Genomic DNA, 11,133 nt, shown 5'->3' on the forward strand with positions numbered 1-11,133 from the left:
AATAGCTACTTTGTTCATGGCAATGGTCTCCGATAGGCCCCCTGCGAAAGCTTAGTGGGCAATCGCAGGGGGCGGCGGGGGTAGCCATTTCATTAGGGGGGCTCGGGTGGATACAAGGTTTGTGTCCACCACCAACTCCATGTGGGAGCGGGCTTGCTCGCGAAAGCGGTGGGTCAGTTTGCATTGATGTCGGATGGGCTGCCGCCATCGCGGGCAAGCCTTGCTCCCACAGGGGGGGCTCGGGTGGAACAAGGTTTGTGTCCGCCACCAAACTCCATGTGGGAGCGAACCTGCTCGCAATGGCGGTGGTGCCGGCCTCATCGCGAGCAAGCCCGCCCCCACAGGGGATCGGGTGTTGGCGATGAGGCCGGCCGTTATTGGTGCTGCACCTGCACCATCGAGCTCACCTGCACCCTTGCCTGCATCTGCTCCGCTCCGCCACCCCGGCGCATGCCACGTACCGGGCAGGCGTCGAGGTAATCCAGGCCGACCGCCAGTTTCAGGTGGCGGTCTGGAAGGGTCAGGCGGTTGGTCACGTCGAAGCTGTACCAGCCATCATCCAGCCAGGCTTCCGCCCAGGCGTGGCTCGCCAGGTGGCTTTCATCTTCGGTGCACAAATAGCCGGAAACATAGCGCGCAGGAATGCCCAGGCTGCGGGCGCAGGCCAGGAATGCGTGGGTATGGTCCTGGCACACCCCCGTTCCACCGGCAAACGCCTCGGCAGCCGTGCTGTTGACCGCCGTCGTGCCGGGGCTGTAGGGCATCCGCGCCGCCAAACCATTCATCAGATCGGTCAGGGCCGAACGATCGCGCCGGCCAGCGCATTGTTCGATGGCGAAGGCGCTGAGGGTCTCATCCGCCTGGGTCAGGCGACTGGTGCGCAAAAAAGGCAGCGGTGATTGGTTGTCCGGTTCCATCGCGATGGACTGATGGATTTCCACCTCGCCATAAGCCGTCAGTATCAAGGCACCGTGGGGCTCGTCCATGGTCATCACATGCAGGATGTTGCCATAGGGATCAAGCTGGCTGCGCACCAGTCGCGGCAGTTCCAGATGCCATTCCAGGATGCGCTGGCGCTGAGTGTCCCGGGGCGTCAGGCGCAGGAACTGGATGCTGGTGCAGACTTCATCGGCGTAGCTGTAGGTCGTGTCATGGCGTATGGATAGTTTCATACGACCTCCAGGTAAGACTCATGGACGGTCTGGCCCAAGTGGCGGATCTGCCCAATCAAGTCGGTCAGCCATTGATGCAGGCCCGACGCCAGGATCTCATCGATCCCCGAATAACGCAGGCGCGCATTCAGCTCGGCGGCCAGGCGTTGCGCTGGCCGGCCGTTGTTGCCCGGCAAGCTGGCGAGGATGTGGTCCAGCTCCTCGATGCAGGCATGCAGCGAGCGCGGAACGTCGGCCCGCAGCAGCAACATCTCGGAAACCTGCTCGGCATTGGGCGCATTGCGGTAGATCTCGTTGAACGCCTCGAACGAAGACAACGCACGCAACAAGGCACTCCACTGGTAATAACCACGGGCCGAGTTGTCGCTGACCTCCTCCGACTCCTCGCCGAACATTTCATAGCGGGCGTCCAGCAGGCGCAGCGTGTTGTCGGCCCGTTCGATAAAGGTCCCCAGGCGAATGAAACAGTAGGCATCGTTGCGCATGATGGTGCCCGATGTCGCGCCCCGGAACAGGTGCGAGCGCTCCTTGACCCATTCGCAGAAATGGCTGATGCCGTAGCGCCCCAGGCCGTTGCTGGCGATGTTGCGCATTTCCAGCCAGGTGGCGTTGATGTTCTCCCACATGTCGGCGGTGATGCGCCCACGCACGGCATGGGCATTGGTCCGCGCGGCCCGCAGGCAGCTGTAGATGCTGCCGGGGTTGGTTTCATCCAGCGCGAAGAAATGCAGCATGCGCTCGGTGTTGAGCGCGTCATAACGGGCGTTGTAGTCGTCCAGCGTACCGGCCGCCAGCAGCGACATCGCCAGCTCGGCATGGCCATCGCTGCGCCCGGCCTGGGGCATCAGCGACAACGAATAGCTGACTTCGAGCATGCGCGCCAGGTTCTCGGCGCGCTCCAGGTAGCGGGACATCCAATAGAGGTCCGAAGCAGTTCTTGAAAGCATGTCTTAGTCCTCCACTACCCAAGTGTCTTTGGTGCCACCGCCTTGGGACGAGTTCACCACCAGCGAGCCTTCGCGCAGCGCCACGCGGGTCAGCCCGCCGGGCACCAGGCGCGTTTCCTTGCCCGACAGCACGAACGGACGCAGGTCGATGTGGCGCGGCGCGATGCCGCTCTCGACAAAGGTCGGGCACGTGGACAGGCTTAACGTTGGCTGGGCGATATAGGCTTCGGGACGGGCCTTGAGGCGTGCGCGGAAATCTTCGATCTCCGCCGCGCTGGCGGCCGGCCCGACCAGCATGCCGTAGCCGCCGGAGCCCTGGGTTTCCTTGACCACCAGATCCGGCAGGTTGGCCAGCACGTGGGACAGGTCCTGAGGCTTGCGACATTGCCAGGTGGGCACATTCTTCAGGATCGGTTCTTCGGTGAGGTAGAAGCGGATCATCTCGTCGACGTAGGGGTAGATCGACTTGTCGTCGGCCACGCCCGTGCCGACCGCGTTCGCCAGCACCACATTTCCCGCGCGGTATACGGCGATCAGCCCGGGCACGCCCAACATCGAATCGGGGTTGAACGACAGCGGGTCAAGGTAGGCATCGTCAAGACGACGATAAATCACGTCCACCTGCCGTGGGCCGGCGGTGGTGCGCATGTACACATGGTCGTCGCGCACGAACAGATCAGCGCCCTCCACCAGCTCCACGCCCATTTCACGGGCCAGGAACGCGTGCTCGAAATAGGCGCTGTTGAAGCGCCCCGGGGTCAGCACCACGGCGGTGGGGTTCTCGAGGGGGCTTGAGCTCTTGAGGGTGTCGAGCAGCAGGTTCGGGTAATGGTCGATGGGGGCCACGCGCTGGGCGGCGAAGAGCTCGGGGAACAGGCGCATCATCATCTTGCGGTCTTCGAGCATGTAGCTCACGCCGCTGGGGGTACGCAGGTTGTCCTCCAGCACGTAGTAGCTGCCGTCACCGTCGCGAACCAGGTCGACACCGGCGATATGGGCGTAAATGCCCCGGTGCAGGTCCAGGCCCTGCATCGCAATCTGATAACCCTCGTTGGCGAGCACCTGTTCGGGAGGAATGATGCCTTCCTTGAGGATGTGTTGCCCATGGTAGATGTCGGCCAGGAACATGTTCAGGGCCTGGACCCGCTGAATGCAGCCACGCTCGACCATCTGCCATTCGCTGGCCTTGATGCTGCGCGGGATGATGTCGAAAGGAATCAACCGCTCGGTGCCCTGCTCGTCCCCGTAGAGGGTGAAGGTGATACCGGCTCGATGGAACAGCAGGTCGGCTTCGCGGCGGCGTTGCTCAAGCAGCTCAAGCGGTGTGTCCGCCAGCCAGCGCGAGAAAGCTTGGTAATGCGGGCGGCAGTCACCCTTGGCGTCATACATTTCATTAAAAAAAGCGTGGGGCATAGCCAACTCCCAGCCGTGTCTTACACGGCATTTCTTATTACGTCGTCATTCCACTCAGTACGGCCTTGCCTTTTTTATGAGCCCTGGTTCTCTGAGTACCTCGTTAGGCAATGGGTCTCTGATCAGGCCTTTGCGTCCGGATGACGTGCGCCCCCCCTGTTTTATCTACGTATCGAATACCCCCTCGCTGGTTCTTGCGTCCTGGAGTCGTAGCAAGGGCTGTGCCTAAGTGCGGTGCATCGAGACAATGCTGGAAAAACCTTCGCATAACGACAAAAAGGCGAAATTTATTTTCGATTTTGCGACGAAAACCGCTTTGAAGGCTGAAACGTTTATTGCCATTTCCGGCGTCGACGCCATGAACGGGTCGAATCGGTGCAGCCAGGCGGGAAGCCAGCGTCGAATGCCCTGAAAAGGGGAAATTTATACCCACCGCTAAAACGCAGGACTTAGCCCAACGATAGCTGATGCGCCGGACTTCAGGATGGATGCGTTCAGCTTCTGGTGCGACAACAAATAAGGTGAACATCATCGGACATTGTGGGAGCGAGCCGGCTCGCGATAGCGGTCTGAATGTAAAAGTGCTGCCCAAAAAAATGCCCGGGTTTCAAAGTCCGGGCATTTTGCTTTCTGGATGGATCAGAACGTTACGCTTGCACTCAGGCGAGCGGTACGTGGCTCACCGACATTGACTTGCAGTTGACTGCCGGTGGACGACGGGTAGTACTGCTTGTCGAACAGGTTGTCGACGTTCAGTTGCAGCGAAGTCTTGTGCCCCAGCACCGGCGACTCCCAGCGCAGGAACGCGTCGGCCACGGTGTAGCTGCTGAGCCAGAAATCGTTGGCGTTATTGGCGGCGCGTTCGCCGACATAACGCGCACCGGCACCGGCATGCCAGGCACCGAATTCGGCAGGCACGTTCAGGTGGTGGCTCAGGTACAGGCTGGCGGTGTGTTTGGGGGCATTGGCCAAACGATGGCCTTCGTCATCCGGATCGTCGAGGATTTCCGTGTGGGTGTAGGCGTAGGTGCCGATCAGATCCCAGCGGTCGGCCAGGCGGCCGGTGATGTCGAGTTCCAGGCCCTGAGAGCCGACCTTGCCGGCGGCTTCCGACAGAGTCACGCCATTGACCGTGGAAGACGTCACAACGTTCTTTTTCACGATGTCGAACAATGCCAGATTGATATTCAGCCCCGGCAATGGATCGTACTTGGCGCCGACTTCGTAACTGCGCCCCTCCTCCGGTTTGAAGGTGCTGAGGTTGTCGTCGACGGTATCGTTGGGCTTGAAAGAGCGACTGTAGTTGCCATACAGAGACAGGGTCTCGGTGGCTTTATAGACCAGTCCCAGGAACGGAACAAAGGCATCACCATTGTCGTCACGAACAGGCACGCTGGTGATCAGACCCTGCTTGCTGAACTGGTCGTAATGCTGATAGCGGCCACCGAAGACCAGGATCCAGCGATCATCGAGGTGCCAGTTGTCCTTCAGGTACACCGAGCTGGAAGTCAGTTTGTTGCTCAAGTTGCTTTGCGCAGCATTCAGCCTGCCTGGCTCTGCCAAGCCGCCATAGACCGGCGCGGTGATGTCAAAGCCGTTTTGTTGAGCCCCGCGATAGGTTTTCCCGCGATACTGATCCGACACCTGATTATCGACGCCAATCAGCAGGTCATGGCGCTGGCCGAACAACTCCTGCTTACCCATGAAATCCCAACTGGCGTAGCGCGTTTCGTCGTCATAATGAGCGCCGTTGGCAGCCCTACGCAGCGTATTGCCGTTCAATGTGAAAGGCTGCGCAATCGAAAGACTGTACCGATCATTGTTCCAGCCATAGGTGAGCCGAGTCTTCCACGCATCGCTCAGCTCATACTCAAATCGCGCCGTCGCCGTTTCGCGAATCCCCACGCTCTTGGCCCACGGTTCATCGAGACGCTTGTCGTAATCTATATCGGCCGGATGCCCATTGGTGAACACCGTCCCACGATCAAACGGATTGGAATATTCGTTGTACTCATAACTCAGGTTCAACGAAGCCCGCTCCCCCGTCCAGGCCAGGGACGGCGCCACCAACGTGCTCTCGTTGACCCCATAGTTGCGCCAGTAGTCCTCATGCCCGCGCTCGGCAATCAGGCGATAAGCCAAGCCGGTATCGCCCAGCGGCCCAGTGGTGTCCAGGGCCATGGTGCCGCCGCCTTCGCTATAGGCCGAGCCGCTCAACGTGGTGCTTTGCGTGTACTCCGGTTTCTTGCTGATAACGTTGACCAGGCCGCCGGGCTCCAGCGCGCCGTACAGCATCGAGGCCGGGCCCTTGAGCACTTCGACCCGTTCGGTGGTGGCGCTGAAGTTGCGCCCCAGGTTCGAACGCACACCATCGCGCAGGATCGAGCCGTCGTCGTTGGTGCCGAACCCGCGCTTGACCAGCGAGTCTCGCGAGCCGCCCAGGGTGTTGCCCTGGCTGACGCCGCTGACGAACTTCATCGCGTCGTTCAGCGAGCGCACCTGATAGTCCGCCAGGGTCTGCTGGGTCACCACGTTGATTGATTGCGCCTCTTCCTTGATCGGTACATCGCTCTTGCTCGCCGTGCTGGCTTGCGACGTCGTGTAGCCCTCGTCCTGAGTGACACGACTGCCCTGGATGTCCGTAGCCGGCAATTCGACAGCTGCCTGCGCCCACACCGGGCTTGCGATGAAGCAGTAAGACAACGTCGGCAATACACACCTGATGAAGACGTTGCGATTAGCGAGAGGGGTGGAACGATTCAAGACGCGCACTCACAGAGGGTTGGAAATGAGAGAGAATATACTTTGAGAATGATTCCCAGTAAATCTTTCTAACATCTCCCCGCTTGACTCTGCGCACAAACAAGGGCGCCGGAGGATGAGTCCGGCGCCCTTGTTTGTTTTCCTCTCCCCGTCTTGGGCTGATCAGTGGTCAGTGATCGATGGCAGCACCGGCTCCTCTCGGCACGCGAATGTCTTCGACCAGGTGCTGGATGTGCTCCGGTGGCGGCGCGGTAAAGCGAGACACCACCACCGCGGCCAGGAAGTTGAAGACCATCCCCAGCGTGCCGATGCCTTCAGGGGAAACGCCCAGCCACCAATGTTCAGCCGTGTTCATCGTCGGGTTGATGAACTTGAAGTAGACGATGTAGGTAAACGTAAACGTCAGTCCGACGATCATCCCGGCAATCGCACCTTCACGGTTCATGCGCTTGGAGAAGATCCCCATGACAATGACCGGGAAGAATGATGACGCCGCCAACCCGAAGGCGAACGCAACCACCTGGGCGACGAACGCGGGTGGATAGATGCCGAACAACCCGGCAATCAATACCGCCACGCCGGCGGCGATACGTGCAGCGAGCAATTCCTGCTTCTCGTTGATCCCGGGCATGATGTTGCTCTTGAGCAAATCATGTGAGACCGAGGTAGAGATCACCAGCAACAGCCCCGCAGCCGTCGAAAGCGCCGCCGCCAGGCCACCGGCAGCGATCAATGCGATCACCCAGCCCGGAAGGCCGGCAATTTCGGGGTTGGCCAACACCATGATGTCGTTATCGACGTAGAGTTCGTTGGCCACTGGCGAGAGCTGGTTCTTGAGCAGTCGCTGCTCATGCGCCCCGCGCTCACCCGAAAAACTCGGCGCCCCGACCAGGGCCGCACCCGGGCTGTACTGGATGATGCCGTCGTTGTTCTTGTCCGCCCAGGCAATCAGTCCGGAATTTTCCCAGGCTTTGAACCAGGCTGGCGCGGTGGCATAACTGACGTTGGGAATGGAGGTCAGCAGATTGGTACGTGCGAAGGCCGCCACGGCCGGCGCGGTGGTGTAGAGAATGGCGATGAACAGCAATGCGTAGCCTGCTGACTTGCGTGCATCCCGAACGGTCGGCGTGGTAAAGAACCGCACGATCACATGGGGCAGGCCCGCAGTACCGACCATCAGCGCCATGGTGATGAAGAACACGTCCATGGTCGACTTGGTGCCATCGGTATAGGCGCTGAAGCCCAACTCGGCACCCAGGCCGTTGAGCCGCTCGATCACGCTCTGCCCCGAGCCGCCCACTTCGCTGATAAAGCCCAGCTGCGGTATCGGGTTGCCGGTGATCATTATCGAGATGAAAATCGCCGGCACCATGTAGGCGAAAATCATCACGCAATACTGCGCCACCTGGGTGTAGGTGATGCCCTTCATGCCGCCCAACACCGAATAAAAGAATACGATGGCCATGCCGATCATGACACCGACGTTGATATCCACTTCCAGGTAACGGGAAAAGACGATCCCGACGCCGCGCATCTGTCCCGCCACATAGGTGAAGGAAATGAAAATCACGCAGATCACTGCCACCACCCGCGCCGTCTGCGAGTAATAACGAGCCCCGACGAACTCGGGCACGGTGAATTTGCCGAATTTTCGCAGGTACGGCGCCAGGCACATCGCCAACAGCACATAGCCTCCGGTCCAGCCCATCAGGTAGACCGAACCGTCGTAACCGGCGAAGGCGATGATCCCTGCCATGGAGATGAACGAAGCCGCCGACATCCAGTCAGCACCGGTGGCCATGCCGTTGAGCACCGGATGCACGCCCTTGCTGGCGACGTAGTATTCGCTGGTGGAACCGGCCCGCGTCCAGATTGCAATCGCGATGTACAACGCGAAGGAAGCACCTACGACCAGGTAAATCAGGGTTTTTGTGTCCATGTGCGCCGCCCTCAGTCTTCGTGGACGTCATATTTGCGATCGAGCTGATTCATCTTCCAGACATAGAAGAAAATCTCGAGCACAAAGACGTAGATGGAACCCTGCTGGGCAAACCAGAACCCCAAGGGTGTACCGAAGAAACTGATGGTGTTGAGTGCATCAACCAGCAAAATGCCGAAGCCGAACGACACCAGGAACCAGATTGCCAGCAAGACCAGCATCCAGCGTAGGTTTTCCGTCCAGTAGGCACGCGCAGCCTGTTGCTTTTCAGTGGACATGGAGGTGTCCTCCCGTGTTGTTTTTATTGTTTTGCACTTCAAACCGTAGCAGTCGTCAGGCAAGGCGCTAGTACGACTTTCGTCTAATTCGCTTCAACAGGTGTTGACATCTCTATCTCATCGTTCTGGCAGGCTGAAGAGCAGCAGAGTCTCCAGAGTGATATCAAATAGCCCTGTCCGCCCCTAAAGCTTTGGCGCTCGCGGTCGAATGTATTCCATTGAGAGATTTTTTTGCCCAGGAGCAGCGGCATGCAGACGTTAAAGGCCTTGTACGAGTCTATCGAGATGCAGTTCTTCGATACCCTCACCAAAAAGCTGTCGAGCCTTTTCCTGTTGGTGCTGGTCAGTGGTTTGCTGTATTGGGTGGCCCTCAGTGCCCGCGCCGAAATCCTGCTGCAGTTGCGCAACGCGCAGTTGGACAGCGCCTTGCTGGGGCTGATCGAAAGTCGGCTCGACAGCCTCACCCATGCCCTGCTCTTCGGCGCGTTCCTGACCCTGTGCATGATCAGCTTCATGGTCTGGTATTTCCGTCACCTCATCGTGCGCCCCGTCACCGCCATGACCAAGGCCCTGGAAGAGATCGCCAACGGCGAAGGTGACCTGTCCAAGGACCTGCCGCTGGTGACTCACGACGAGATCCGCGTACTGGCCGGCACTTGCAACCGTTTCCTGGCCAAGCAGCGGGAGATCATCAGCAACGTCCAGGCACTGACCGTGCACATCGCCGTCGAATCGGCCCGCTCGTTGAAGAACATCAGCGATTCCAGTGACAGTGCCACCCACCAGGCCCGCTTCGCCAAGGAAGTGATGGACCAGAGCAACACCGCCGTGGGCCGCATCGAAGAAGTCTCGCGCCAGACCCAGGGCATCTCCAGCACCACCGCCCAGAACCTGAGCATGGCCCGCGACTCCTACGCCGAGCTGCTGGAAGTGACCGGCAACATCAGCGAAATCTCCAACAGCCTCGGTGAGTTTGCCACGCTGGTGAGCGCCTTGAACCAGCGTTCGTCAAGCATCAAGTCGATTGTCGGGTTGATCCAGCAGATATCTGCCCAGACCAACTTGCTGGCCCTCAATGCCGCCATCGAAGCCGCCCGGGCCGGCGAAAGCGGCCGTGGCTTCGCGGTGGTCGCCGATGAAGTGCGGACCCTGGCACAAAACGTCAGCCGGGCCACCGATGACATCTCACGCAACATCGACGCCATGCTCGATGAAGTCAGCTCCACCCACGAGCAGACCACCCAGATCAGCCACAGCGCCCGGGAAACCCAGAAAGTGGTGGAGCGCGCCTCCGGCCATTTTGAAAGCATGATCGGCGATTTCGAATCCACCAACGGCAAGCTGGCGGACATCGCGACCCATATCCAGCAGTTCGCCGACAGCAACACGGGGATCAACGACCGGGTCACCCAGATCCACGCCGACAGCCAGTTGATCGACCAGCGCATGCAGCATTCGGCGACGGCCACCCGCGACCTGTCCGGCGTGGCCGAAAAGGTCCAGGCGCTGTTGGGCCGGTTCGTGCTCGGCCACGGCAAGCTGGATGCCGCCATCACCCGCGCCAGTGAATGCCGCGACACGCTCCAGGTTCGCCTGGAGGCGCTGCAAGGTGAAGGCCTGAACCTGTTCGACCAGAATTACCAACCGATTCCCGGCACCGACCCCAAGCAGTACATGACCAGCTATACCGAACGTTTTGCCCAGGTCTGCCAGGAAGAATGCGACAAACTCACCCGCGGCACGCCGGGTGGCAAGGTTTCGTTCATTGTCGACAGCAAGGGCTATTGCCCGGTGAACAACAGCTGGGTCTCGAAGCCGCCGACTGGCGAGCGGGCGGTGGATTTGCCGGTGTGCCGCAACAAGCGAATCTTCAACGACCCGATCGGCCTGCGCGCGGCGGGCAACGTCCAGCGCTTCCTGCTCCAGACCTACCTGCGCGATACCGGGGAAATCATGACCGAGATCGACGTACCGTTCTTCTTCGGCGGCCGTCATTGGGGCAATTTGCGGGTGGGCTTCGATGCGGCGGTGTTGTTGGCGGAGTGATCAACAGCGGAATCAAGCCAGACAACTACCCTGTGGCGAGGGAGCTTGCTCCCGCTCGGCTGCGCCCGTAGGAGCCGTGTAGGAACTGTGTAGGAACTGTGTAGGAGCTGTGTAGGAGCTGTGTAGGAGCTGTGTAGGAGCTGTCGAGTGCAACGAGGCTGCGATCTTGCCCCAGACAACTAAATCGCAAGCGAAAGATCAAGATCAAGATCAAGAGATCGCAGCCTTCGGCAGCTCCTACAGAGCCCGGGCGGGAGCAAGGGATCTGTGGCGTAAGCAAATCCTGAGACCACCCAAAAAACAACTGTGGGAGCGAGCCTGCTCGCGATAGCGGAGTGTCAGTCAACATCGATGCTGCTGATCCACCGCCATCGCGAGCAGGCTCGCTCCCACAAGGGTTGCATCATCCACTGGCAATCAGCGGATCAACAGCACTTGGGCCCACCCTTGCCGCCGTAACGGGCCTCCTGGCGTTCGCGAAAGAACGCCTCGTAGTCCATCATCGGCTTGTCCGGGTGCTTGGTTTGCATGTGCTCGACGTAGTTGTCGTAGTCGGGCATGCCGACCATCAGGCG

9 protein-coding genes are annotated in these 11,133 nt (G+C 59.9%); 1 reads left to right on the top strand and 8 read right to left on the bottom strand.

Annotated elements, in window-relative coordinates; translation table 11 throughout:
• Positions 1 to 374: 374 nt before the first annotated feature.
• The 7 genes from ASC85_RS25885 to ASC85_RS25910 all read right to left on the bottom strand — a co-directional run bounded on the left by ASC85_RS25885 (position 375) and on the right by ASC85_RS25910 (position 8,512).
• The gene (locus ASC85_RS25885) at positions 375 to 1,172 is read right to left on the bottom strand and encodes a transglutaminase family protein (RefSeq protein WP_057451913.1); all 798 of its coding nucleotides are present in this window, start codon (positions 1,170 to 1,172) and stop codon (positions 375 to 377) included.
• A complete protein-coding gene (locus tag ASC85_RS25890) occupies positions 1,169 to 2,119 on the bottom strand; it encodes an alpha-E domain-containing protein (RefSeq protein WP_003201699.1) in 951 nt (316 codons plus the stop codon). The genes ASC85_RS25885 and ASC85_RS25890 overlap by 4 nt, the downstream gene beginning before the upstream one ends.
• Positions 2,120 to 2,122: 3 nt before the next feature.
• Positions 2,123 to 3,532, bottom strand: a complete 1,410-nt coding sequence (locus ASC85_RS25895; protein WP_057451914.1) for a circularly permuted type 2 ATP-grasp protein — start codon at positions 3,530 to 3,532, stop codon at positions 2,123 to 2,125.
• A 103-nt stretch (positions 3,533 to 3,635) separates the two neighbouring features.
• Positions 3,636 to 4,061, bottom strand: a complete 426-nt coding sequence (locus ASC85_RS33315; RefSeq protein ID WP_236712408.1) for a hypothetical protein — start codon at positions 4,059 to 4,061, stop codon at positions 3,636 to 3,638.
• A gap of 110 nt (positions 4,062 to 4,171) precedes the next feature.
• The gene (locus ASC85_RS25900; RefSeq protein WP_057451915.1) at positions 4,172 to 6,295 is read right to left on the bottom strand and encodes a TonB-dependent siderophore receptor; all 2,124 of its coding nucleotides are present in this window, start codon (positions 6,293 to 6,295) and stop codon (positions 4,172 to 4,174) included.
• A gap of 169 nt (positions 6,296 to 6,464) precedes the next feature.
• Positions 6,465 to 8,234 carry a sodium:solute symporter family protein gene (locus ASC85_RS25905; RefSeq protein ID WP_057451916.1) on the bottom strand — a complete coding sequence of 590 codons (1,770 nt, stop codon included), beginning with the start codon at positions 8,232 to 8,234 and terminating at the stop codon, positions 6,465 to 6,467.
• A gap of 11 nt (positions 8,235 to 8,245) precedes the next feature.
• Positions 8,246 to 8,512, bottom strand: a complete 267-nt coding sequence (locus tag ASC85_RS25910) for a DUF4212 domain-containing protein (protein WP_014338067.1) — start codon at positions 8,510 to 8,512, stop codon at positions 8,246 to 8,248.
• A gap of 249 nt (positions 8,513 to 8,761) precedes the next feature.
• Between ASC85_RS25910 and ASC85_RS25915 the strand changes: the two genes are divergently transcribed.
• Positions 8,762 to 10,558, top strand: coding sequence for a methyl-accepting chemotaxis protein (locus ASC85_RS25915; protein ID WP_057451917.1), 1,797 nt, complete (start codon positions 8,762 to 8,764; stop codon positions 10,556 to 10,558).
• A gap of 425 nt (positions 10,559 to 10,983) precedes the next feature.
• Here ASC85_RS25915 and ASC85_RS31715 read toward each other — a convergent pair.
• A partial coding sequence (locus ASC85_RS31715; RefSeq protein ID WP_082534496.1) for a YbdD/YjiX family protein occupies positions 10,984 to 11,133 on the bottom strand: 150 nt, incomplete at its 5' end.

The organism is Pseudomonas sp. Root401 (assembly GCF_001425105.1).
In the GTDB taxonomy this organism is placed as follows: Bacteria; Pseudomonadota; Gammaproteobacteria; order Pseudomonadales; family Pseudomonadaceae; genus Aquipseudomonas; species Aquipseudomonas brassicacearum.